The 22,203-nt window shown below is 75.2% G+C and carries 24 protein-coding genes and 1 pseudogene; 11 read left to right on the forward strand and 14 right to left on the reverse strand.

Annotation, left to right across the window (positions count from 1 at the left end):
- Positions 1-4: 4 nt before the first annotated feature.
- Genes IPL61_03750 through IPL61_03760 form a run of 3 tightly spaced genes read right to left on the reverse strand, consistent with a single transcriptional unit; the run spans position 5 to position 2,521 of the window.
- The gene (locus IPL61_03750) at positions 5-556 is read right to left on the reverse strand and encodes a hypothetical protein (GenBank protein ID MBK9030447.1); all 552 of its coding nucleotides are present in this window, start codon (positions 554-556) and stop codon (positions 5-7) included.
- 12 nt (positions 557-568) lie between these two features.
- Positions 569-1,726: a radical SAM protein gene (locus IPL61_03755; GenBank protein ID MBK9030448.1), complete on the reverse strand. Its 1,158-nt coding sequence runs from the start codon at positions 1,724-1,726 to the stop codon at positions 569-571.
- 15 nt (positions 1,727-1,741) lie between these two features.
- Positions 1,742-2,521, reverse strand: coding sequence for a putative metal-binding motif-containing protein (locus tag IPL61_03760; GenBank protein ID MBK9030449.1), 780 nt, complete (start codon positions 2,519-2,521; stop codon positions 1,742-1,744).
- A gap of 335 nt (positions 2,522-2,856) precedes the next feature.
- Between IPL61_03760 and IPL61_03765 the strand changes: the two genes are divergently transcribed.
- The 5 genes from IPL61_03765 to IPL61_03785 all read left to right on the forward strand — a co-directional run bounded on the left by IPL61_03765 (position 2,857) and on the right by IPL61_03785 (position 7,376).
- The gene (locus tag IPL61_03765) at positions 2,857-4,653 is read left to right on the forward strand and encodes a radical SAM protein (protein MBK9030450.1); all 1,797 of its coding nucleotides are present in this window, start codon (positions 2,857-2,859) and stop codon (positions 4,651-4,653) included.
- A gap of 31 nt (positions 4,654-4,684) precedes the next feature.
- Positions 4,685-5,215: a hypothetical protein gene (locus IPL61_03770; GenBank protein MBK9030451.1), complete on the forward strand. Its 531-nt coding sequence runs from the start codon at positions 4,685-4,687 to the stop codon at positions 5,213-5,215.
- On the forward strand, positions 5,212-5,436 hold the full coding sequence (locus IPL61_03775) for a hypothetical protein (GenBank protein ID MBK9030452.1): 225 nt from the start codon (positions 5,212-5,214) through the stop codon (positions 5,434-5,436). Before IPL61_03770 ends, IPL61_03775 begins: the two co-directional genes overlap by 4 nt.
- On the forward strand, positions 5,433-6,935 hold the full coding sequence (hxsB, locus tag IPL61_03780) for a His-Xaa-Ser system radical SAM maturase HxsB (GenBank protein MBK9030453.1): 1,503 nt from the start codon (positions 5,433-5,435) through the stop codon (positions 6,933-6,935). The genes IPL61_03775 and hxsB overlap by 4 nt, the downstream gene beginning before the upstream one ends.
- A gap of 75 nt (positions 6,936-7,010) precedes the next feature.
- On the forward strand, positions 7,011-7,376 hold the full coding sequence (locus IPL61_03785) for a hypothetical protein (GenBank protein ID MBK9030454.1): 366 nt from the start codon (positions 7,011-7,013) through the stop codon (positions 7,374-7,376).
- 69 nt (positions 7,377-7,445) lie between these two features.
- Here IPL61_03785 and IPL61_03790 read toward each other — a convergent pair whose 3' ends face one another.
- The 3 genes from IPL61_03790 to IPL61_03800 are packed head-to-tail and all read right to left on the reverse strand — an operon-like array spanning position 7,446 to position 9,313.
- Positions 7,446-8,012, reverse strand: coding sequence for a hypothetical protein (locus IPL61_03790; protein ID MBK9030455.1), 567 nt, complete (start codon positions 8,010-8,012; stop codon positions 7,446-7,448).
- Complete coding sequence (locus IPL61_03795; protein ID MBK9030456.1) at positions 8,009-8,593, reverse strand: hypothetical protein; 585 nt, start codon at positions 8,591-8,593, stop codon at positions 8,009-8,011. Before IPL61_03795 ends, IPL61_03790 begins: the two co-directional genes overlap by 4 nt.
- A 36-nt stretch (positions 8,594-8,629) precedes the next feature.
- Positions 8,630-9,313: a hypothetical protein gene (locus IPL61_03800; GenBank protein ID MBK9030457.1), complete on the reverse strand. Its 684-nt coding sequence runs from the start codon at positions 9,311-9,313 to the stop codon at positions 8,630-8,632.
- A gap of 23 nt (positions 9,314-9,336) precedes the next feature.
- On the opposite strand from IPL61_03800, the gene IPL61_03805 reads away from it, so the two are divergent.
- Both IPL61_03805 and IPL61_03810 read left to right on the forward strand, forming a co-directional pair.
- A complete protein-coding gene (locus IPL61_03805; GenBank protein MBK9030458.1) occupies positions 9,337-10,323 on the forward strand; it encodes a hypothetical protein in 987 nt (328 codons plus the stop codon).
- Positions 10,324-10,550: 227 nt separating this feature from the next.
- Positions 10,551-11,051, forward strand: a pseudogene (locus IPL61_03810) (DUF4157 domain-containing protein).
- 1,000 nt (positions 11,052-12,051) lie between these two features.
- Here the strand turns inward: IPL61_03810 and IPL61_03815 are convergent.
- The 5 genes from IPL61_03815 to IPL61_03835 form a co-directional block, all read right to left on the reverse strand.
- Entirely contained in the window at positions 12,052-12,795 is a 744-nt protein-coding gene (locus IPL61_03815; GenBank protein MBK9030459.1) for a hypothetical protein, read from the reverse strand.
- A 14-nt stretch (positions 12,796-12,809) separates the two neighbouring features.
- Positions 12,810-13,004: a hypothetical protein gene (locus IPL61_03820; GenBank protein ID MBK9030460.1), complete on the reverse strand. Its 195-nt coding sequence runs from the start codon at positions 13,002-13,004 to the stop codon at positions 12,810-12,812.
- A 14-nt stretch (positions 13,005-13,018) separates the two neighbouring features.
- A complete protein-coding gene (locus tag IPL61_03825) occupies positions 13,019-13,807 on the reverse strand; it encodes a hypothetical protein (protein ID MBK9030461.1) in 789 nt (262 codons plus the stop codon).
- Positions 13,804-15,216, reverse strand: a complete 1,413-nt coding sequence (locus tag IPL61_03830; protein MBK9030462.1) for an OmpA family protein — start codon at positions 15,214-15,216, stop codon at positions 13,804-13,806. The genes IPL61_03825 and IPL61_03830 overlap by 4 nt, the downstream gene beginning before the upstream one ends.
- A gap of 295 nt (positions 15,217-15,511) precedes the next feature.
- Complete coding sequence (locus IPL61_03835; protein ID MBK9030463.1) at positions 15,512-15,805, reverse strand: hypothetical protein; 294 nt, start codon at positions 15,803-15,805, stop codon at positions 15,512-15,514.
- Positions 15,806-15,889: 84 nt separating this feature from the next.
- Between IPL61_03835 and IPL61_03840 the strand changes: the two genes are divergently transcribed.
- Positions 15,890-16,756, forward strand: coding sequence for a hypothetical protein (locus IPL61_03840; GenBank protein ID MBK9030464.1), 867 nt, complete (start codon positions 15,890-15,892; stop codon positions 16,754-16,756).
- 53 nt (positions 16,757-16,809) lie between these two features.
- Here IPL61_03840 and IPL61_03845 read toward each other — a convergent pair whose 3' ends face one another.
- Positions 16,810-17,577, reverse strand: coding sequence for a hypothetical protein (locus IPL61_03845; protein MBK9030465.1), 768 nt, complete (start codon positions 17,575-17,577; stop codon positions 16,810-16,812).
- The gene (locus IPL61_03850; protein MBK9030466.1) at positions 17,574-18,662 is read right to left on the reverse strand and encodes a radical SAM protein; all 1,089 of its coding nucleotides are present in this window, start codon (positions 18,660-18,662) and stop codon (positions 17,574-17,576) included. The genes IPL61_03845 and IPL61_03850 overlap by 4 nt, the downstream gene beginning before the upstream one ends.
- A 287-nt stretch (positions 18,663-18,949) precedes the next feature.
- Here IPL61_03850 and IPL61_03855 point away from each other — a divergent pair, with 287 nt between their 5' ends.
- The 3 genes from IPL61_03855 to IPL61_03865 are packed head-to-tail and all read left to right on the forward strand — an operon-like array spanning position 18,950 to position 21,545.
- The gene (locus IPL61_03855) at positions 18,950-19,768 is read left to right on the forward strand and encodes a hypothetical protein (GenBank protein MBK9030467.1); all 819 of its coding nucleotides are present in this window, start codon (positions 18,950-18,952) and stop codon (positions 19,766-19,768) included.
- Positions 19,765-20,628 (forward strand): radical SAM protein, encoded by an 864-nt coding sequence (locus IPL61_03860; GenBank protein MBK9030468.1) that lies wholly within the window; start codon positions 19,765-19,767, stop codon positions 20,626-20,628. The genes IPL61_03855 and IPL61_03860 overlap by 4 nt, the downstream gene beginning before the upstream one ends.
- The gene (locus IPL61_03865; GenBank protein ID MBK9030469.1) at positions 20,625-21,545 is read left to right on the forward strand and encodes a radical SAM protein; all 921 of its coding nucleotides are present in this window, start codon (positions 20,625-20,627) and stop codon (positions 21,543-21,545) included. Before IPL61_03860 ends, IPL61_03865 begins: the two co-directional genes overlap by 4 nt.
- On the opposite strand, the gene IPL61_03870 is transcribed toward IPL61_03865, so the two are convergent.
- Positions 21,546-22,181: a DUF4291 domain-containing protein gene (locus IPL61_03870; protein MBK9030470.1), complete on the reverse strand. Its 636-nt coding sequence runs from the start codon at positions 22,179-22,181 to the stop codon at positions 21,546-21,548.
- Positions 22,182-22,203 lie beyond the last annotated feature (22 nt).

The raw sequence follows: 22,203 nt of genomic DNA on the forward strand, positions 1-22,203 counted from the left end.
GCGGCTACAGATCGTCGGAGCGGTTGGCCGCGGGCGCGCGGATCCCGACCTCGAGCGAGCTCCACTCGGTCGCCTTCCACAGGCCCTTGTCGTTGCGCGCCAGCGCCACCGGTCGCGGCGTGTCGGCGCCGGTCGAGTAGACGAACAGCTTGGCGCGATCGTCGCCCTGCAGGCTGTCGCGCTGCTGCTTGACCCGCACGATCAGGTCGCCGGGCGGCAGCACGTAGCCGTCCTCGAACCGCGTGCCCTGCACGTACGAGCGCGCGATGTGGGCCTTGCCGCCGAGGCGGTCCTTGAGGTTCTGCAGGATCGCGCGCCGCGGGCGCCGGCCCTTGTAGCCGGTCGGGTCGTCGTCGAGCAGGTCCATCGCGATCGCGACGGTGACGAACGGCAGGCCCTGGGCCGGGTCGCGGGCGTAGCAGGCCAGCGCGATCGCGAACGCCGCGGCCCCGCCCTCGGGCGTCCGCGCCACCCGGTCGCGCATCGCCAGGTAGTCGTCGATCGTCGCGGGCATCGGGCCGATGGTGATCTGGTGCTCGATCGAGGTCGCGGTCATGACCCGACGATATCAGTCCTCGCGCTCGGGCTCCTGCGCGACGCCGTGGTGCTCGGCCAGGCGGGCCTCGTGGCGGCGCTTGGCCTGGTAGCGCCGGGCGCTGGCCTCGGTCACCCGCCCGACCGAGATCAGGCCGTCGGCGGGCGCCGGCGTCGACGGCGCCGGCACCCGCTCGAGGCGGGCGGCGAACGCGCGCCGCCACGCCGCCAGGTCGCGCAGCGCGTAGCTGGGGTCGTCGGGATCCTCGATGATCGTGCGCACGATCGCGTCGGGGTCGACGAACTGCGCCGCCAGCTCGGCCGGATCGTAGGCGGCGCCGCGATCGAACAGCCCGCCGCAGATGTCGCGCAGCGTGCAGGCGTCGCACGCCGGCGCGTAGATGTGGCCCCAGTCGGTCTGGCGCACGGTCTGCTTGTCGTCGAGGAAGTGGACGATGCGCTCCTCGCCCTTGACGATCTTGCGGGTCTCGGTCGAGGCCCACCCGAACGAGCCCAGGTAGCACAGCGGCACCTTCTCGACCCGGAACGTGCGCCCGCTCTTGTGCAGGTGCCGCAGCGCCCGCTCGAGCGACAGCTCGAAGTCGGCCAGGCGCGGGGTGAACTGGGCCTGGTTGACCTCGGCCCGGCCCATCGACGGGTCGAGGTTGTTCCAGACGAAGTGCCGGACCTGCGGGTGGTGGCGGGTCAGGTAGCGGACGTTGGCGTCGAGGTGATCGGCGTTGTGGCGGTTGATGACGCAGTTGACGTTGACCTCGATGCCGGCGGCGTGGGCGCTGTCGAGGGCGGCGAGCGCGGTCGGCAGCGTGTCGGCCTGGCCGCGCAGGCGCGCCTCGATCTCGGGCCGCACCGAGTAGATCGACACGTGCGCCAGCTGGACGCCCGCGTCGGCCAGGGCCCGGGCGTAGGCCGGATCGGCCAGGCGGGTGCCGTTGGTGATGATCCGGACGTGCAGCCCAGCGGCGCGGGCGTAGCCGGCGATCGCCGGCAGCTCGGGGTGCAGCGTCGGCTCACCGCCGGTCAGGATCACGCCGTAGTAGCCGCGCCGGACGAAGTCGTCGACCAGCGGCCGCATCGTCGCCAGGTCGTGGACGAACGGCGTGGCCGGGTTCGAGCAGAACCCGCAGAAGTGGTTGCAGTGCCGGACGACCTGGATGTAGCCGAGGTTGGCCACGGCGGTCGGCCTGGCTCACTGCCAGTCGTAGAGGCCGTTCGACAGCTCGAGGTTGAACGCCGCGCAGGTGTCAGTGCCGCCGGTGGTGCGCTCCACGACGACGTAGTAGTCGGCGCTGTCGTCGGCGCACGGCGACACGTTGTCGACCGGGGTGCCGGTCCAGCACGGGCACTGGCCGGTGAGCACGCCGCCGATCGCGGACCGCAGGTCGGTGGCCCACTCGATCGTCGTGAACTGCCCCGGCGGCGTGATCGCCGTGCCGCAGTCGCCGCGGAACGCCCGGATGCGGAACTCGTCGCCCGGGTTACCGATGAACTTCGCGTTGACGTGGTAGTTGTCGCAGGAGCTGTCGGGGGTGTCGACGCCGCGGAACCGGTACCAGACCTGGCGGCCGTTGGGGATGTTGCCCATCACGTTCATCGCCTGGCCGACGTCGGAGAGGTTGCCGACGTCGATCGCCGTGCCGCACGACGTGCCCTGGCCCAGCACCGGCGCCGCGACGCACTCGCAGCCGGGCACGGTCGGGTCGAGATCGAAGTTGCCGTCGGGGCACACGCACGATCCCATCATGCACACGTTGCCGGCCTGGGCGCCGGAGCACAGCACCGCGGGGTCGCCGTCGTCGACGGTCATCGAGCAGTCGTCGTCGACGGCGTTGCACACCTCGGGCGCGCCGGGGTGGACGTCGGGGTTCTGCTCGTCGCAGTCGGTGCCGGCCGGGTAGGTGTCGCCGTCGATGTCCAGGCCGACCGGGACGCAGACCTCGTTGCGGCAGACCGTCCCGGGCGCGCACATCGGCAGCGGGTCGGGGCCGGGGTGCCGCCGTCGACCGGGCACGCCGGGAACGGCACGCACTGGCCCTCCTTGCAGTAGGTCAGGCCCGGGCAGGTCACGCCGGCGCAGGCGTCGACGGTGCCGTCGGTCGGGTCGCCGACGTCGCCGCTGGCGTCGGCCTCGCCGCCGGACTTGCTCGACGCGCACGCGCCCAGCGCCACCGAGGCCAGCGCGAGCAGACACGTGCGGACGGCCCCCAGGGTGGTCATCGCGGCGAGCGTACCGCAACCGCGCGACCGGATCCAAGGCTATCCTGGGGTGGTGGTGATCCGCGCCGCCCGCCGCCGGACCGCGCCGTGAAGGCCCTGATCAAGGTCGGCTACGGCTGCAACGACCACTGCACGTTCTGCCACACCCTCGACGTCCGCCACGTCGACGCCCCGGCCGACGAGATCGACCGCAAGATCGACCGGGCCCGGGCCCTGGGCCACACGATGGTGGTGCTGTCGGGCGGCGAGCCGACGATCCGGCCCGAGCTGGTGCGGTGGGCCCGGCGCGTGGCCGCGCGCGACATGGACTTCGGCCTGGTCACCAACGGTCGGGTGCTGTCGTACCCGGCGGTGGTCGCCGAGCTGCTGCGGCTCCGCCTGCGCTACGTCTACCTGTCGCTGCACGGCGGCACCCGCACGATCCACAACCGCCTGGTCCGCGCCGACGCCTTCGCCGAGAGCCACGGCGCGCTGGCCCAGCTCACCGGCCACGGCCTCGACCTCAAGGTCAACTGCGTCGTGACGCTGCAGAACCAGGATCACCTGCGCGGCGTGGTCGACGCGGTCCTGCCCTACCCCGACGTCACGCTCAAGTTCTCGATGGTCGAGCCCAAGGGCGGCGGCGCGGCGCTGTTCGAGGCGCTGTCGCCGCGCTTGACCGACGCCGCGGCCCGGGTGGTCGACGCGATCGAGTACGGCCTGGCCCGGGCCGGCGCCGCCGGCCCGCGCTTCGCCCACGGCGGCTTCCCGCTGTGCCTGGTGCCCGGCCACGAGCACCGCTACGCCGACCTCAAGACCGATCAGTTCTGGACCATGATCGAGGTCGGCGAGCCGGACTTCTTCCCGGTCGACGACGACAACAAGCTCCAGCCCGAGGCCAGCTGCGCCGGGTGCGCGCTGCGCGGGCCGTGCCCGGGCCTGTACCGCGGCTACCACGCCGCGCTCGGCGCCGACGAGCTGCGCCCGCGCGCCGCGGGCCTGCGCGGCAACTCGTTCGACTACACGCTCGAGGCGGTGGTCCGGCCCAGCGCCGACGCCGCGACCTGCCCGGTGCTGCGCCTGGGCGTGACGCCGTGGGATCGCGGCCGCCACCTGTTCGTGGCCCACGGCGGGCGCGTGGCCCGGTTCCGCGCCGACACCCGCGACTTCAGCGACGTCGACCTGGTCGCGATCAAGCACGGCGCCGGGCAGGTCTACCTCGACGTGTCGCGCAAGGACGCGCCCGACGACTTCGCCCGCGACCTCGTCAAGCTCGAGCGCAGCCCGCGGTGCGCGCCGTGCCCGGAGTTCGCGCGCTGCACCGGCCTGTACCAGCCGGCCGCGACCGAGGTGTTCGCCGCCGACGACGCGATCGTGGCCGGGTGGCTGGCCGAGCTGACCGGCGCGGTGGTCGACGTCGGCTGCGGCGATCTCGATCGCTACGACGCGATCCTGGCGGCGCGGGTCGCGGACGGCGCGGCCCGCTACCTCGGCGTCGAGCCCGACCCGGCCCGGGCCGCGGCGGTGGCGGCGCGGCGGCCGTGGGCCGAGATCCGGACCGCGACCCTGGCCGAGCTGGCCGCGCCCGGGGCGTTCGATCACGTGCTGGCGCTGCGCAGCTGGAACCACCTGCCCGACGCCGACGCCGCGTTCGCGCAGCTCGTGGCCCTGGCCCGGCCCGGCGGCACGGTGATCGTCGTCGACAACGTCGCGTTCGGCCTGGCGCGCACGCCGGCGCAGACCGCGCGCGCCCGGGCCAGCGCCGCCGGGTTCGAGCACCACCGGGATGACGCCTCGTCGGCGATCGTCGCCCGGGCCGCGCGCGCTGGCGTGGCGGTCATCGCGCACCACCCGGTCGGCCCCGCCACCAGCAATCAGTGGGCGGTACGGCTGCGCGTGCCTTGACGGTGACCAGCGCCCCCGGTACCACCGTCGGATGGCCGCCCTGCCCTCGATCCCCGCGGAGCTGGCTGGCGCCGACGTCGCCGCTGGCGTCGCGCACCTGACCATCCGCGAGGAGCTCTACCCCCTCGACGCGGTCTTCGCCGCGGCGTTCACCTTCATCAAGGACTGCTGGGTGGTGGTCGATCGCGCCGACGCCGAGCGCTGGCGCGTGGTGCTCACGCCCAAGGCCGCGGGCGCGACCGCGGCCGAGCTCGAGGCCTGGGTCGGCGGCTTCGCCAACGAGCTGCTCGCGTGCGCGTACCGGCACCGGCTGGCCAAGGACAACCGCGCCACCGTCGAGGCCGTCACCGCCGCGGCCCTGGCCGGCGCGCTGGGCCCGCCGTCGCTCGACGAGCTCGAGGACTTCGACTTCTCGAACGAGGCGTTCGAGGATCCGCTCGGCATCGCGCAGTCGTGGGAGGACAAGTACGGCAAGAAGGCCAAGGCCGGCGACGACGCCCCGGCCGGGGCCACCGGCGACGGCGACGGCGACGGCGACGGCGACGACGGCGGTGCGCCGTGACCGAGGTGCGGTTCCACAAGGACGTCTACGACGGCCGCGCGGTCGACGCCGCGCTCCAGCAGTTCGCGCGCTACGCCCGGCTCGAGGCGATCGAGGAGCCGAGCTACTGGGTCGTGCGGGTGAGCGCCGCGACGCCGGCGCGGGAGCGCACGGTCGCCGGCGAGCTCGGGAACCAGGCGCTCGGGGCGACCTCCGCCGGCCGCAAGGCGGTGGCGCCGTGAAGCTCGCGCCCCTGGCCGAGCTGTCGACCCGCCACGCCGCCGCGTTCCGGTTCCGCGCGATCGGCGAGCAGGTGCTCGTCACCAACCAGGAGGGCCGGTGGCTGCTCCTGACCCAGCCCGAGTTCGACGCGTTCACGCGCGGCCAGCTCGATGAGGGCGGCCCGCTGTTCGCCCGGCTCAAGGACGCCAACTTCCTGCGCGACCACTACGACGTCCGCGCCGCCGCCGACATGGTGCGCGCGCGCAAGCGGTTCGTGCACCACGGCCCCAACCTGCACATGGCGGTCGTGACGCTGCGCTGCAACGAGACCTGCGTCTACTGCCACGCGTCGCGCGCCGACATGGACGCGGTCCACACCGACATGACCCGCGCGGTCGCCGAGCAGACCGTCGACTTCATCTTCAAGACCACCAGCCCGTTCGTGACGATCGAGTTCCAGGGCGGCGAGCCGCTGGTCAACTTCGACGTCGTCCAGCACCTGATCGAGTACGCGCTCGACAAGAACCGCGCCGCCGGCAAGCAGCTCGAGTTCACGATGGTCTCGAACCTGGCGCTCATGGACGACGCCAAGCTCGAGTACCTGCTCGGCAAGCGCGTGCAGCTGTGCACCAGCATCGACGGGCCCGCGCCGCTGCACGACAAGCAGCGGGTGCTGCCGATGGCGTCGTCGTACGGCCACGCGTCGCGCTGGATCAAGCGCATCAACGACGCCTACGCCGCCGCCGGCCTCGACCCGACCCTCTACCACGTCGAGGCGCTGCTCACGACCACGCGCGCGACGCTGCCGCTGTGGAAGGAGGTCGTCGACACCTACGTGGCGCTGGGCTGCCGGGCCCTGTTCCTGCGCCCGGTCGATCCGTTCGGCTTCGCGGCCCGGACCGGCCCCAAGATCGAGTACCCGCGCCACGAGTTCCTGGCGTTCTACCGCCAGGCGGTCGACTACATGATCGAGCTGCACCAGGGCGGCGTCGAGATCCTCGAGCGCTACGCGGCGATCTTCCTGACCAAGATCCTGGGCGGGGTCGACCCCAACTTCCTCGACGTGCGCTGGCCGGCCGGGGCCGGGCTGGGCGCGCTGGCCTACGGCTACGACGGCCGGATCTTCACCTGCGACGAGGGCCGGATGCTCGACGCGATGGGCGACGACGCGTTCGCGGTCGGGCACGTCGCGACCTCGCGCTACCGCGACGTGGTCGGGCACGAGACCATCCGCGCGGTGACGATCGCGTCGAACCTCGACGCCACGCCCGACTGCGTCGACTGCACCTACCAGCCGTACTGCGGCGTGCCGCCCAGCCACAGCTACAAGACCCAGGGCACGATCTTCGGCCGGATGCGCGAGAGCGCGCTGTGCGAGGTCTACAAGGGCATCCAGGACTACCTGTTCGAGAAGCTGGCCACCGGCGACGCCGGCGTCCGCCAGGTCCTCGAGCGCTGGACCACGCACCGGCCCCGCGAGCACTTCGTCCAGGGATCATCCGGCCCCGCCGCCGGGTGATCGCACAATCCGGTGGCGCCCCCGCCGGGATCGGCGGTAACCTCGGACGCTGCGGAGAGCTCCGCGCAGGCAGTCATGGGCGACAACGACAACCTCTTCGACCCCAAGCGCCCGCCGGCGTCGCCACCGGTGGCGGCGGACGGCGTGGTCGACGACGACGCGGCCATCCCGGTGTTCAAGGGCAAGCCGGCCGACGGCCTCCTGCCGGTCGAGCGCGACGTGTCCGACCGAGCCCGCGACGGCGCCGACGCCGCGCCCCCGGTCGGCGGCGACGATCCGATCCGCGCCCAGCACGCCAGCCACGGCAGCCACGGCTCGCACGGCAGCCACGGCTCGCACGGCAGCCACGGCTCGCACGGCAGCCACGGCTCGCACGGCAGCCACGGCTCGCACGGCAGCCACGGCTCGCACGGCAGCCACGGCTCGCACGGCAGCTGGTAGTCGGCGCGCGCCGTCGCGCCGCGCGCGACCGCAGCCGCCCCACCGCCGCGGGCCCGCCGCGCGCGCCCGTCAGCCGAGCGGCGCGAGCTCGCCGGCGCCGAAGCGCGCGAGGTAGACCGCGTCGACGCCCGGGCAGGTCCCGCGGGCGCGACAGGCCGTGCACGGCTCGGCGTGGGCGCGCCGCTGCTCGGTGCGCGCGGTCGCGGCGAACGGTCCCAGGAGGCAGTAGGGCGCGTCGACGAGGACCGACGCGATCCCGAGCGCACGGGCCCGAGCGGCGGCGTGGAGCGCGTGCGGCAGCGCCATCGCCAGGCGCGGGATCGTGCGTGCGACGGCGTCCGCCGGCACGTCCGCGGCGGCGAGCACCCGCAGCCGCCAGGACGTCACGCCGTGGGCCGCGAGCACCACGGGCATCGCCGCCAGCGCGCGGTAGCTCGAGCGCGTCAGCGGCGTGTCGACCTCGAGCGTCGCCCGGTCGGCGCGGGCCCGGGTCAGCGCCGCGACGGCCGCGGCGAACGCGCCAGGCTGGCCGACGTGATAGTCGTGGGCGGCCGCGTCGGGACCGGCCAGCTCGATCCGGACCGCCGCGGCGTCGTCCCCGTCGGGGATCGCGTCGGTGATCGCGTCAGGGCTCACGCGGGGACGACGTACACGCCGCCAGGGAACCGGCGGTGACGCTCGGCCTGGCTGAGCAGCCCGAGCCCGTCGCCAGGTCGCTGCGCCAGCACCTGCGCGAGCTGCCGGATGGCGAGCTCGAGATCCGGCGGCGTCGTGCGCGCGCCGCGCCCGGAGTTGACCAGGTACAGGTGCCCGGCGCCGGTGGCGGCGATCCCCGGCGGCGACGCGGCGTCGTGGCGGAGCAGATCGACCTGCGCGCGACGGCCGTCGGCGTGGGCGAGCACCATCGGCAGGCCGCCGCGGAACACGCCGTGGACCCGGGTCACGGTCCACGCGCCCAGCGACGTGCCGGCGAGCGGGCCCAGGAACGCGGTCGCCGCGGCGTCGGGCGCCGGCGGCAGATCGTCGTGGACCCGCGCGGTCACCGGCGCGGCCGGGCCGCTCGGCGAGACGCCGTGATCGTCGAGCGGCGGGGGCGGGCTCTGCCGGGGCGACGCGGTGGCGGTGCGCGCCAGCACGCCACCCGCGACCACCAGCGCCGCGGACTGGCCCAGGCCGGTCAGGAACGCGCGGCGGTTACGAGGGCGGTCGTCGGACATCGCTGCCAAAAGCGTACGGGGCCGGCGCGGTCGGGGTCAAGCCGGATCGGCGAACGCCAGGACGCATGCGTCGGGCGCGGCTTCGCCCGGCGCGGTCCGCCGGCCGGTGCGATCGATCGCCACCGCCTGCCCCAGCCGGGCGATCAGCTCGTCGGCGCCGGCGCGATCGTGGGCCCGGTACGCGGCGATCACGCGATCGGCGTACGCCAGCGACGGCGCGCAGTCGAACGCGCACGGGACGTGCGACAGCCACCCGCTCACGTGATCGCGCGCGAACACGTTGGCGCGCGCGTCGAGGCGGCGCGATCGGGTCGCGGCCTCGCTGGCGGCGATGAAGTCCTCGTGGGCGCGCGCGCCCGACGCCAGCACGTCGGCGCCGCGCGCGATCCGCGCCACGAACGCCTCGACGCAGCACGTTGGGAACCCGAGCGCGGCGCCGAGGCCGCGGTGCGGCGCGGGATCGAACGACACCTCGGCCCGGGCCGGCTGCCCCGGCAGCGCCTGGGCCTCGAGCGCGCGCAGCGCGCGGGCGGCGGCCGGCGTGGCCGCGATGTAGACGATCGTGCGATCGGGCAGCGCGGTCAGCTCGACCGCGAACCCGCGGCGGCGCGCGGCGGCGGCCTCGGCCAGCGCGCGGCGCGGCGCGCGCTGCAGCCGCAGCGCCGGCTTGAGCCCGGCCACCAGGGCCAGCCACTCAGGCGGGGTCGGATCGCGCCACACGCCGCGATGCTACGCTGGCCGCCGTGGCGCACGCACCCTCGGACGCGCACGCCGACGAGCGCCGGCTCGGGGCGGCGCTGCGGGACGCGGCGACGGCGCTGGCCCGGGCCCGCGATGACGCCGCGGCGCTGGCCGCGCTGGGCGTCCAGCTCGACGGCACGCCGCCGTCGGCCCTGGTGGCCCAGGAGCCTGCGCCCACGGTCGCGCTCGATCGCTCGATCGAGGCGTGGGGCTTCGCCGCCGGGATCCGCCGGGTCGCGTTCGTGACGGTGGCCGCCGACGCGGTCGACCGGACGCTCGCGCAGTTCCCCGGCGCCCACGTCGAGCGGCGCGCGCGCCAGGTCGAGGTCGGCCCGCAGGATCGCTGGCACGACGATCGCGCCCGCGGCGCGCCGCGGATCGAGCTGTACCTGGCGCGCGATCCGGCGCTGGCCCGCCGCGCGGCGACGCTCCAGGCCGACGATCCCACCCGCCACGGCCCCGAGCTCGGCGCGCTGCTCGGGTACCCGCCGTGCTGCGTGGCCGCGTTCCTGGCCCAGGCCGAGCGCGGCGACAACTCGCTCAACCGCTACCTGGCCGCGGCGCGCACGCGCGACGACGACGACGGCGCCGCGTGGCCGTGGCCGCTCAACGATCTGCACCTGCGGCTGATCGCGTTCTACCCGTGCAGCTACCGCTGCCCGGCGGCGCTCGCGGTGGCGCGCGCCACCGTCGAGGCGATCGCCGCGGCGCGGCCGGCGGCGGCCATGGCCCTGGCCGCGGCGCTGACCGCGACCGTGCTCTACGTCGATCACGACCATCAGGTGTGGCTGCGCGACGCCACCGGCGCCGGCACCATCCGTTACCGCGGGGTGACCGCGATCGGCGCCGGGCGCGCGCTGCCAGCGCTGGCGCGCGTGGTCGCCGCCGGCGATCGCGTGATCCGCGCGCCCGGCAGCGTCGCGATCGCCCACGGCGATCACGCGGTCGCCCGCCTCGGCCCGCTCGGGCTCGTCGCCCGCTTCGGCTGAGCACCAGAGGTCCGGGCTGCCCCGCTGCGCCTGGCGGTCACGATCCGCCCCGACCTCGACGCCACCGAGCCCGCGTGACGGCGCGCCAGGAATCATCGGGCGACGTCCAGGCCGCGGTCCTGCGACGCGGCGCCACACCCGTGCGCGGTCACATTCGGCACGAGCTGAATCCACCCGGATGAGCGCCCGGGACACCGGAGCGCTCAGAAGGAGACTGGAGGCAAGCCATGCGCGATCGGTACGCTGGGAGAGATGCGGGCACCGGGACCTCCTCGTCGAGCCCGGGACGGGCGCCCGGCAAGCGGACGCTGACCGAGCGCTTCCCGGTGCAGCGCCGAGCGCAGCCGGTGGTGCCCACGACCAGCCCGGCCGAGGTCCAGACCATCGCGCGCCGCGGCGTCGGGGGTAGCGCCGGGCCCTTCCCGTTCCTCGACGAGATCCAGGGGGCCCTCGGCGCTGATCTGTCCGGCGTCCGCGCCCACACCGGCGGCGAGGCCGCCGAGGCCACCGAGCAGCTCGGCGCGACCGCCTACGCCTCGGGCAACGACGTCGCGTTCGGGGAGGCGCCGAGCCTGCACACCGCGGCGCACGAGGCGACGCACGTCCTGCAGCAGCGCGCGGGGGTGCACCTCGCGGGTGGCGTCGGCCAGACCGATGACCCGTACGAGCGCCACGCCGACGCGGTGGCCGACCGCGTGGTCCGCGGCGAGTCGGCGACCGCGCTGCTCGCCGAGATGACCGGCGGTCACACGACCTCGGCCGTCCAGTTCGAGAAGCCCGGAGGCGAGGGCGGCGACACGATCGAGCGGGCGGCCGATCTGGCCGACAAGGGGCTCTACGCCAACGACGCCGTCGAGATCGCGCGGGGGGGCCTCAGCGCAGGCGAGACCGCGGCCGAGGCGGCTGCGCAGGCGGCCAAGGGTGGGCCGATGTCTGGCACCGCCGTCGCCAGCAGCGCCGTGGCGCCGTTTTCGCTCTTCTTCGGTGCGATGGAGGCGATCGAGGGTTGGAAGTCGGGCGATGCGACCAAGACGTTGCACGGCGGCCTGTCGGCGGCGGGCGGCGCCACGACGCTCGCCGGCGCCGGCGCCGGCGCGCTGGGCGCGACCGGCTTCGCTGGCGTCGCCGCCGTCCTCGGGCCGCTGCTCGGCGCCGGTGCGCTCGGACTGGAGATCGGCGCCGCGATCGCCCCGGCGGTGTTCGGCAATCCCACGTCCGCGTCCCTCACCAACGACCGCTCCGACGCCAACATCGACGACCCGGAGAAGGTCCTGATGTACCTGCCGACCTCGGGCAACGAGCTGTTCGACGGCCTGATGGACGTGATGACGGGCGGAGACACCTGGAAGAACGCCTGGGACAAGGGGCTGGCGGAGCAGCGCAAGCTCGAGCAGATGCGGATCATGAGGGAGCAGCCGGAGCGGGCGCTGCAACTCGCCAACCAGGCCCTGCTGAAGGCGATGATGGGCGGCGATCAGCGGCAGATCGACCAGGCGCGCGCCGCGGTGAAGGCCGCGGGTGGCGACCCGGGGCCCGCCGTGGACGTCCAGCAGATCCGCGAGACCGAGCAGCAGCGGCAGGCCTGGTACGCGAAGTGGGATCCACTGGTGGCCGAGCTCAACAGCGCCACTGACGACGACGCCCGGGCCGCGGTGAAGCAGAAGATGAAGGCCCTCGGCCCCAAGCCGGGCGCCGGCGGCAACGGCTGACGTCTGGCGCGCGGCTGAGTCAGTCGGGGAAGAAGTTGCCGCGGTCGGGATCGGACGGCGGCGGCTGCGGGCAGGTCGCGCCGCGCCGGTCGTGGCGGTAGGTGAGCTGCGCGAGCGCGCCCGCGCGATCGAGCCAGAGGTCGGAGCACCACAGCTCGCGGCAGGCGGGCGGATCCTCGAGCTCGTACCAGAGCCGGACCCGGCGCTCGCCGTGGTCCAGGATCACCGCCGACGGCGCGTCGCCGATGGGCGCCTGCGGCCAGTCGGTGCGCAGGGCGGCGACCCCGGCGGGCGTGTAGCCCATGCGGCGCGGCGGATTGATCATCGCGACGCCGGCGAGCGTCGCCAGGAGCGGGCCGAGCTCGTCGTCGGCGAGCGCCGGCAGCGCCGGCGGCGGGAAGGCGGCGACCACCGGCCCCTCGTCGAGGCGGATCTTGTCGAGCGGCTGGCCGTCGAACCAGCCGCGCAGCTCGCCGGCGGCGTCGAGCACCACGACCACGTGGTGACCGCGCACCGTCACGTCGCGGTAGCCGGCCACCGGCCCCCGGCAGTCGACCGTCGCCGCGAGCTCGGCGATCGCGGGCGCGATGGCGCCGCCGACGCACGCGGGCGTCAGCCCGTTCCCGGGCGCGGTCACCGCGTCGAGGAACTCGGTCGACGGCGGGCTCGCGTCCGCCGGCGGTGGCGCGGGCTCGGCCGGCGGCCCCGCCTTCTTCGCCGAGCCGCACCCGGCCAGCAGCAACCCGATCCACAGCAAGCGCATGCCGCATCGTCGCATCAGTTCGGTGCGGCGTGCAGCACGACCGGGTGCCCGGCGCTGTCGACGATGACCGGGATCGCCGAGCCGGTGGCGAAGGCCGCGCTCGAGGGGTCGGCGTGGTAGGGCGAGATCACGCCGATGGCGACCGCGTCGGTGCCGACGCCGATGACGAGGTTCTGCCCGGTCACGTCGATGTTCGCCCCGACGTCCATCAGGCCGGCGCCGATCAGCAGCTGCGGGGTCGCGTCGGCGGCCCCGACAGCGCGATGATGACGCCGCCGCGCACCACGAAGTCGTGGAGGCTCGCGCGCCAGGCGTCGCCGGCGGCGGCCAGCTCGCCGTCGTCGGGCGGCTGCGGCGCCACCAGGACGACGTCGATCTTCCTGAGCGCGACCAGCGGCGCGGCGCCGAGGTCGACCTCGGTCCAGGGGCGCCCCAGCGTGCTGATCGCCGCGCTCAGCGCCTGCTCGGCCGCGAGGCTCGCCGGCGCCGACGCCTGGCCACGCCACACCCCAACGGACAACGCGGGCGCGCCGCTGAGGTTGATCGAGTTCGCGAGCACGCGGACCGCGGCGGCGTGCCGCACGGTGTAGTCGTGGCCGATCAGCACGACGTGGCCCGAGACCTCGCCGTCGCAGAACCCGTTGGTGCAGATGCCGCTCGCGCACACGTTGCCGCACTGGCCGCAGTGGTCCGGATCGGTCCGCGGATCGACGCAGCCAACGACGCAGCGGATCTCAGGCAGCTCGCAGACGAACGCGTCGGGCGCCGCGTCGGCCGGCGGCCCGGCGTCGGCCGGCGGCCCGGCGTCGGCCACGGGCGCGGCGTCCGCGCCCGCGTCGAGCGCGCCGTCCACGATCAGCTCGCAGCGGTCCCCCTCGAGCTGGTAGCCCTGCGCGCACGAGCCCTGGACGAGCGAGTCGTAGCAGCCGCTCGCGACCAGCGCGACCAGCGCGATCAGCCACGCGCAGGCCCCGGCCGGCCCGGACCACACGCGCTGGCGACGACCCGTCATGGGCCCCTCTGACCGCGTTCGATCACGAACTCGACGCGGCGATTGCGCGCGTGGGCCTCGAGGTCGTGCCCGGGATCGCGTGGCCGGGTCGCGCCGTAGCCGACCGCCTCGATCGCGTCGGCGGGCACCCCGGCCTCGATCATCGCCTCGCGCACGCGCTGGGCCCGGGTCGTGCTCAGCCAGACGTTGTACGCGGGCACCCCGCGCACGTCGGCGTGGCCCTCGATGACGAGGTGGACCCACTCGCCGTGCGCCAGCCAGGCCCGGACGATCGCGGCGATCACCGGTCGGCCGCGGCGCTTGATGCGCGCGCGGTTGACGTCGAACAGGATGCGCTCCTCGAGCACGATCCGGTCCTGCTCCACGACGAACAGGCCCTCGTCGGGGCAGCCATCGGCGTCGTCGACCCCGTTGACGGTCTCCGCCTGGTCGGGACACGCGTCGTCGCGGTCGACGATGTCATCACCGTCGCGGTCCGGGAGCGCGCAGCCCGGCGCGGCCAGGTCGAGCGCGCACCCGGCGTCGAGGTCGACGACGCGATCGGCGTCGGGCTCGACCCGGGCGATGGACTCGATCGCGGCCGGCGCGCGCCGCGCCCGCGCCTGGTGGCCCCCCAGGCGCAGCTCGAGCCCGGCCAGCACGATCGCCGCGCTGCCCGGATCGACGCCGCCGTCGCCGCCGATCACCTGGAGGTAGCGCAGCGACGGACCGACGCGCAGGGCGCCGAGCGACAGCAGCTCGGCGCCGCCGCCGATCTCGACGGTCGGGACCCACGCGTCGCCGCTCACCCCACCGCCACCGGCGGCCTCGATCCACAAGGCGCCGGCGAACAGCCGCACCGCCGCGCTGCCAGTGGTCAGCCCGCCGCGCCCCGGATCGGCCACGCCGTCGCCTGGCGGCGGGCCGTTGCCCAGCGCCCCCGCGCGCAGCCGCGCGCCGACCGCGACGTGCCCGCCGATCCCGAGATACACCCCGATCGCCGGCATCGCGCCGGCGTCGAAGGAGTCCATGTGCGGCTGCGAGATCGGCAGCGCGGCCGGGACCTCCGCCGCCACCCACGGCGAGGCGGTCGCGCCGCGCGACCCCATCGCACCGCACGCCCCGAGCGCGAGCGCCCAGCGCGCGATGCCACGCGCCATCACGGGCATCCTCCCGCCGGGGTGAGCCGCGGCGCGCGCGAGGTGGGATGGCGCACGCGGCCCCGGCCCCGACACGCCCTCGCCTGGCCGTGCCGCCGGCGAGGCAGGCGTGCACCATCGCTGGCGCGCACGTCCGCGACGGCGCGCGCGCGATCGTTCGGCGACATGGATCTCACGCTCCTCACACCTGCAGCCGTTGCAATGAGGAAGCCAACACGCGCGGCGCGCGTGCCCGCGCCCGCCGCGAATTGAAAGGAAGCGCTCGATCATCCTCGCGCCGCGATCGATGCTGTCGCGCTCGCCCGCGCGCGGCGCCGGGGCTGCGCGCGACGTGCGTCGGGCATCTCGTGAACCGCGTGCGCGCCTGCGCGCGACCGGCGCAAGGCATGCGGGGTCGGCGAGGATGGCTGGCTACGGGTGTGCGCCTGCGCGTTGCAACCCACCTCCGTGGGTGACGTCCTGACTCTGGCGAAGGACGGCGGCAGCGCAGCGCAAGCGTCGCGACTCACGACTTGAGGATCGGCACCGAGGGCGGCCCCGTGCAGATGTCGGTCGATCGCCGCCATCACCCCTCGCCGACGTGGTCGCCGACCTCGCGCACCTGGGCGCTCACGGGCTCCCTTGAGGTCAAGGCGTGCGCCCCGACCTCCAGCGGCACGTCGGTGCGCAGGAACATCCCGAACGGGCTCACGTCCTGGGACTCGGCGTGCAACCTGAGCCCGCCCCCGGTCACCTCGACGGCGAGGTCGAGGACGATCCGGACGGTGCGACGGCGCATCGCCTCCCGCCGTTGCCGGTTTTCGACGCGGCTCAAGGCGCATCGGCCGTGGTGGTCCCCAGCGAGGTCGATCAGGAGCACCCGACGATGTGATCGAGCCTGCGCCCGGACGCGGGCGCGTCGGAATCCGAGGTCGCGGCTCGCGTCGGCCGTGTACGCTGCGTCATGAGGAAGCTCGGGTTCGCGATGGTCGTGACGTTGCTGGCGGCGTGCGGTGGCGAGTCGTCCAGCCCCGCGATCGATGCCGCCGTCGCGGTCGACGCGCTCCCGCGCGACTGGGTCGTGCTGATCGCGCAGGACTGGACCCTGCCGGCCGGGACCGAGAACATGGTCAGCTCATCGCGGATCCTCGACCAGGACCTCTACGTCCGCGCGATCCGCCCGCTGGCGCCGGCGGGCACGCACCACACGCTGCTCGGCCTGGCGACCGGGTCGGGCGGCGGGCCCGGCACCAGCCCCGACGGGTTGATCTACGCGTCGGGCGTCGGCACCGACGCGCTGATGATGCCGCCGGGCGTCGGGCTGCGGCTCGAGGCCGGCAAGCAGCTCACCCTGCAGCTGCACCTGTACAACACCGGCGACGCGCCGCTGTCGGGGACCTCGGGCATCGAGGTCCTGCTCACCACCGCGGACCAGATCGCCGACCTCGCCGAGATCGAGCTGGCGGGCCCGCTCGGCCTGACGATCCCACCGGGGGTGCACACGATCAGCGGCACCTGCACCGCGACCTCGCCGCAGACGGTGTTCGCGATCTTCCCGCACATGCACCAGCTCGGCACGCACTTCCGCGCCGAGGCCCGCACCGCCGCCGGCGCGGTCACGATCCACGACGACCGCTACAGCTTCGACGAGCAGCGCATCTCGCCGATCACGCCGCTGCCGCTCGCGCCCGGCGACACGATCACCACCGACTGCACCTGGGACAACACCACCGGCGCGACCGTCACCTTCGGCACCAGCAGCGACGCCGAGATGTGCTTCTCGATCCTGTTCCGCTACCCGGCCACGGGCGGCGGCTACTGCGGCGCCTGAGGCCGCGCGGTCCTGCGCTCGTCCAGGACGCTACCGACGCGGAGCCGCGGCGATCACGGGCACGGGATCGTGTAGGCGACGAACTCGGCCGGGCCGACGTCACCGTCGCCGTCGCCGGACGGGGTCTGGGCCGCCGCCACGAGCGCGCCGCCGTCGGCGGTCGCGTACGGCACCGCCGCGAGATAGATCGTCGTCGGGACCGCGCCGAACGCCGCGGCCAGGTCGATCGCGCCCTCGAGCACGCCGCCGTTGGCGCCGGTGGCGGCGGCGTAGCCGGCCCCGGTGAGCTGGGTGTCGGCGCCCACCGCCTCGAGCCGGAACCAGCTCTCGAAGTCGTTGTCGTTCTCGTCCGCCAGGAACAGCAGCGGCCCGGCGCCGACCGCGACCAGGCCGGCCTTGGCGAACGGCGCGCCGCCGGTGCCGGGCCCGGGCGGCGTCGCCGACACCAGCACGAAGTGATCGCTGCCCTCGCCGGCGTCGTCGGTCGCGACGTAGAGCGTGCCGTCGGCCGAGTACGCGACCGCGAGGCGCACGCTCGTGACGCCGCCGGCGATCACCGTGGCGCTGGCGTCGAGCGCCCCGTCCATCACGAACGCCTGGGTCGGGCAGGCCGCGTCGGGCCCGCCGGCGTCGGCGACGAGCGCGTCGGGCAGCGCGCCCGCGTCGGGCCCGGCGGCGTCGGCCGCCGGCGCGTCGATCAGCGGCGCGCCGTCGATGCGGGCGTCGATCGGGCGGGCGTCGGGCGTGACCGCGGTCGGCCCGCACGCGGCGCCGACCAGCCCGGCGGCGAACAGGCCGACGGTGAGCCGCGCGCGCCTCACGCCGGCACCGGCACGAACTCGTCCCAGCCGTAGCGGCGCAGGTAGTTGGTCCAGACGCCCTCGCACACGCCGTCGTAGCGACAGCGCCCGCACTCGGCGCGCTTGGCCCGCAGCGCGTCGTCGAGATCGGCCCGGGTCACGCGCACCGCCGCGGGCGCGCCGTCGCCGTCGGCCTGGACCCGCCGGGCCGTCAGCTGCGCGGCCGGGATGAGCTGCTCGCTGGCGGCGGTCGGCGGCTCGTAGTGGGCGTACTTCTCGACGTAGCCGCGGTTGAAGTCCGGCAGCGCGGTGGTGGTGCACAGCGGGATGTCGACCAGGAACGCCGGCGGATCGCGCTCGAGCCGGCCCTGCTCGGCGAGGAACGTCGCCGCGGTGGCCGCGATCTCGGTGTAGGTCGGGAAGATCTTCTCGAAGTAGGTGTCGGCGCGCCCGTTGGCCTGCATGACGTTCCAGACCACCTGATCGACGCCGAGCTGCCGCAGGAACCGGTAGATCTCGCCGAGGTGCGGCAGGTTGCGCTTGGTCACCACCGTCGACGTGTGCAGCTCGATGCCGCGCGGCTTGTAGCGCGCGATGTTGCGGATGCCGGCGACGGTCTGGTCGAACGAGCCGGGCGTGCGGGTCAGGCTCTCGTGCAGCTTGGCGGTGTGGCCGTGGACGCTGACGTAGAACCGGCCCATGCCCGCGGCCAGGAGCTTGCGCAGGTAGGGCTCGTAGGCGATCGCGCGGGCGTTGGTCATCACGCTGACCCGGCGCACGCCCTGATCGCGCGCGATCTTGACCCACCGCGGCAGCGCCGGGTTGGTGGTCGGCTCGACGGACGTGAAGCACACCTCCTCGGTGTCCTGGTGCAGGCCGGCCAGCCAGCGCACGGTGGCGTCGGTGGTCTGCGAGTTGGTCTCGTAGCGGCCGTCGCGATCCTCCTCCATGCAGAAGATGCAGTTGTTGTTGCAGACCGCGCCGGTGAGGATGTGGACGCGCTCGGCCTGACCGGCGATCCGGGCCGCGATGCCGTCGGGGCCGCTGGGGCCATCGGCGCCGCTGGGCGCCGCGGACGCGCAGCCTTCGGAGACAGCCTCGGACATCCGCCCGAGCATACCCGGTTCCAGTAAGCTGTCGGGGTGGATCGTCCCGCGCGCCCGCAGCGCACCGCCAAGGTCGCCCTCGACCCCGGCGACGAGCTGATCCACCGGTTCGCGACGCCGGCGCCGGGACCAGGCCGGACCACCGCCGCCGCCGAGGCCGCGCTGGCCGCGGCCGCCGCGACCGGGCCCCGGGCGCTGGTGCTGGCGGTGGCGCGACCCGATCGCCGGGGCGATCTGGCGTCGCTTGTCGCCCAGGCCCGGGCCACGTCCGCGGCGGTCACCGTCGAGTGCGAGGCGGCGGGCTCGACGCCGCCACCCTGGCGCTCCTGGCCGCGGCCGGGGTCGCGCGCGTGCGCGTGGTCCACGGCGGCATGCGCGAGCCCGTCTACGAGCGCGTGCTGCGCGCCCCGGGCACCTGGCGCGCGGCCGCGGCCGGGCTGGCCGCCGCGCTCGCCGGCCCGCTCGCGATCGAGCTGGTGATCCCGGTGGTGCGGTGGAACCGCGCCGACGTCGTGCCGCTGGTCGAGTGGGTGATCGCCCTGCCCGGCCAGCTCGCGCGGCTGGTGCTCGCGATCCCGCGCGCCGCCGACCTGCCCCGGTCCGCGCGCGCGCGCCTGCTCGCTCACGGCGCGGTCGCCGAGCTGGCGGCGGCCGCGTTCGCGGTGGCCGCGCGGGCCCGGATCGCGTTCGGCTTCGACGGCGGCGACGGGCCGTGGCCGTGCGCGGCGGGCGATCGCCTCGATCGGTTCGCGACCGTCTGGCACGACTCGCTGCGCCGCGCCGCCAGCGAGCCGACCCGTCCGCTGGTCCGGATCGACGCGTGCGCCGCGTGCGCGCTGGCCACCACCTGCCGCGGCGTCGAGCCGGCCTACCTCGACACGTTCGGCGCGGCCGCGCTGGCGCCGGTGCCCGTCGCCCGGGCCGCGGCCTGGCGGCTGCGTCCCGATCGCGGCGGCGGCGAGGTCGAGTACGCGCAGGTCTCGCCGTTCACCAACGTCGCGGCGGGCGCCGGGCGCGCGCTGATCCGGATCAACGGCCACTGCCAGATGGCGTGCGCGTTCTGCTTCGTCGATCGCGGCGTCGGCGACCTGCCGCCGCCACGATGACCGCCGAGCTCGATCGCCTGGCGGCCCGCCAGACCGACCACGTCGTGCTGTCCGGCGGCGAGCCGACGCTGCACGTCGAGCTGCCGGCGATCCTCGCGCACGCGCGCGCGCGCGGCTTCGCCACGATCGAGCTCCAGACCAACGGCGTGCGCTGCGCCGATCGCGCCTACGCCGAGACGCTGGTCGCGGCCGGGCTGACCAAGGCCACGGTGTCGCTGCACAGCATGGAGCCCGCGACCTCGGACGCGATCACCCGCATGCCCGGCGCGTTCCCGCGCACGGTCGCCGGGCTGCACAACCTGGCCGACCTCGGCGTCGACACCCAGCTCGCGCACGTGATCAGCGTCGACAACTACCGGGCGCTGCCGACGTTCACCGCGGCCATGCTCGACGAGTTCGCCGGCGCCGGCCGCCGCCTGAGCGTGTGCTTCGCGGTGGCCCAGCGGATCAGCGATCTGGTGCCGCGCTGGGTCCTGCCGACGTTCACCGAGATCCGCCCGTTCGTCGCCGCCGCGCTCGACGCCTGCGACGCGCGCGCGGTCGGCTACGGCGGCCTGATCGGCCAGGGCGGCTACCCGCCGTGCGCGCTCGGCGGCGAGCTGCGCTACTACCGCGGCGTGCTCGACAAGATCTACGCCTCGGCCGACGCCGACGCGCAGTTCGCCAAGGCGCCGCAGTGCGCGCGCTGCGACTTCGATCGGCTCTGCCTGGGCGTGCGCCGCGACTACCTGGCGCTGCACGGCGACGCCGAGCTGGTGCCGTTCGCGATCGCGCCGGAGGTGGCCGCGACCCTGCCGACGCCGCCGGCGCCCGCGGCCGCCCCCGACGACCTGGTGCCGCTGCGCCGGCGGGCGCCATGACCGGGCTGCTCGACGTCATCCTGCTCTACGACTGCAACCTGGCGTGCGACTACTGCACGATCACCCCGGCGATGCGGGCCCGGGCCCTGCCGACCGCGGCGGTGGTGCGCGAGCTGCGCGCCGGCCGCGCCGACGGCTACGACCGGGTGCAGTTCACCGGCGGCGAGCCGACCACCCGCGGCGATCTGCTGGGCCTGATCAAGACCGCGCGCGCGCTCGGCTACGTCGGCGTGCGGGTCCAGAGCAACGGGCTGGTGCTGGGCCAGGGCGGCAACGCCGCGCGCCTGATCGCGGCCGGGTGCGACGACGTCCACGTGTCGATCCACACCCACGACGCCGCCGCCTACGACGCGCTGACCCGCGCGCCCGGCGGCCACGCGCAGATGGTCGCCGGCCTCGACGCGCTGGTCGCGACCGGCGTCGCGGTCACCGCCGACGTGATCATCAAGACCGACACCGCGCCGCGCCTGGCCGACGCGGTGGCGTGGCTGGCGGCGCGGGGCGTCGGCGCGATCGACCTGTGGTTCGTGTCGCTGACCGACGGCAACCGCGCCAACCTGGCGTCGATGCCGCGCATGACCGAGGCCATGCCCCACGTCGCGGCGGCGCTCGCGGTCGGCCGCGCCCAGGGGCTGCGGATGCGGTCGCTGCACATCCCGCGGTGCCTGCTCGGCGCCGAGCGCGCGCACGCGTTCGATCCCGGCGCCGACCGCGTCAAGGTGGTGTCGCCCGACGCCGTCTTCGAGCTCGCGCACTCCAAGCTGACCGGCCAGCACCACGCGCCGGCCTGCGACGGCTGCCCCGATCGCGCGATCTGCCCGGGCGTGCGCGCCGACTACCTCGCGCGCTACGGCGACGCCGAGCTGGCCGCGGCCCGGGGCCAGGCGCCGACGCGCCGCAGCCTGCCGCTGGCGTAGTCACATCCCCAGCGCCGCGCGCGCGGCCGGCGGCACCGGGTAGACGTCCTCGCGCGGCGTGATCAGGGCGGCGTCGCCCCCGCGCCCGGCGGCGCGCTGGGCCGCGACCAGCGGCGACACGTCCTCGATGCGGACGATCCACGCGCGCGCGTACTGCGCCAGCGCGGCGCGCCGGAGCCCGAGCTGCAGCGCGCGCCGCTCGACCGGCTGGCCGGCGGGCGCGTGGTCGGGATCCCACTGCAGGCGCACGTCGCCGCGCGCGACCTCGGCCTCCCAGGCCGCGCGATCGGTCACGCCCGACGCGGTGAACGACGACGCCACCGCCTGGGCCAGGATCGCGTCGAACGCGTCGCGCCGCAGCCAGATCGCCAGGACCACCTCCTGGCCGGGCTTGGTGCCCCAGCCCGAGCGGTACATCATCCACAGGAAGTTCGGCTTGATCCAGCTCATGCGCCCGAGCGAGAACGCGCCGCCGAACCAGCCGTGGCGGGCCGCGAACTCGCCGATGTCGGGGCGGTAGGCCTGATAGACGACGACGGTGTCGGCGTCGAACTGCGCGAGCACGTGCTTGCCCGCGCGCGGCCAGCGGGCGAGCTGGGTGGCGTAGGACTCGAGCGCGAGCGCGGACGTCGACATGGCCCGAGCTTTATAGTGTCCA

Source organism: Myxococcales bacterium (assembly GCA_016717005.1).
In the GTDB taxonomy this organism is placed as follows: domain Bacteria; phylum Myxococcota_A; class Polyangia; order Haliangiales; family Haliangiaceae; genus UBA2376.

Excerpts from the sequence above, each read along its gene's own strand:
- IPL61_03750 (MBK9030447.1), bottom strand. The coding sequence starts at position 556 with ATGACCGCGACCTCGATCGAGCACCAGATCACCATCGGCCCGATGCCC.
- IPL61_03760 (MBK9030449.1), bottom strand. The coding sequence starts at position 2,521 with ATGTGCGCGCCCGGGACGGTCTGCCGCAACGAGGTCTGCGTCCCGGTC.
- IPL61_03770 (MBK9030451.1), top strand. The coding sequence starts at position 4,685 with ATGGCCGCCCTGCCCTCGATCCCCGCGGAGCTGGCTGGCGCCGACGTC.
- IPL61_03785 (MBK9030454.1), top strand. The coding sequence starts at position 7,011 with ATGGGCGACAACGACAACCTCTTCGACCCCAAGCGCCCGCCGGCGTCG.
- IPL61_03795 (MBK9030456.1), bottom strand. The coding sequence starts at position 8,593 with ATGTCCGACGACCGCCCTCGTAACCGCCGCGCGTTCCTGACCGGCCTG.
- IPL61_03815 (MBK9030459.1), bottom strand. The coding sequence starts at position 12,795 with ATGCGCTTGCTGTGGATCGGGTTGCTGCTGGCCGGGTGCGGCTCGGCG.
- IPL61_03820 (MBK9030460.1), bottom strand. The coding sequence starts at position 13,004 with ATGGACGTCGGGGCGAACATCGACGTGACCGGGCAGAACCTCGTCATC.
- IPL61_03825 (MBK9030461.1), bottom strand. The coding sequence starts at position 13,807 with ATGACGGGTCGTCGCCAGCGCGTGTGGTCCGGGCCGGCCGGGGCCTGC.
- IPL61_03830 (MBK9030462.1), bottom strand. The coding sequence starts at position 15,216 with ATGATCGAGCGCTTCCTTTCAATTCGCGGCGGGCGCGGGCACGCGCGC.
- IPL61_03840 (MBK9030464.1), top strand. The coding sequence starts at position 15,890 with ATGAGGAAGCTCGGGTTCGCGATGGTCGTGACGTTGCTGGCGGCGTGC.
- IPL61_03850 (MBK9030466.1), bottom strand. The coding sequence starts at position 18,662 with ATGTCCGAGGCTGTCTCCGAAGGCTGCGCGTCCGCGGCGCCCAGCGGC.
- IPL61_03860 (MBK9030468.1), top strand. The coding sequence starts at position 19,765 with ATGACCGCCGAGCTCGATCGCCTGGCGGCCCGCCAGACCGACCACGTC.
- IPL61_03865 (MBK9030469.1), top strand. The coding sequence starts at position 20,625 with ATGACCGGGCTGCTCGACGTCATCCTGCTCTACGACTGCAACCTGGCG.
- IPL61_03870 (MBK9030470.1), bottom strand. The coding sequence starts at position 22,181 with ATGTCGACGTCCGCGCTCGCGCTCGAGTCCTACGCCACCCAGCTCGCC.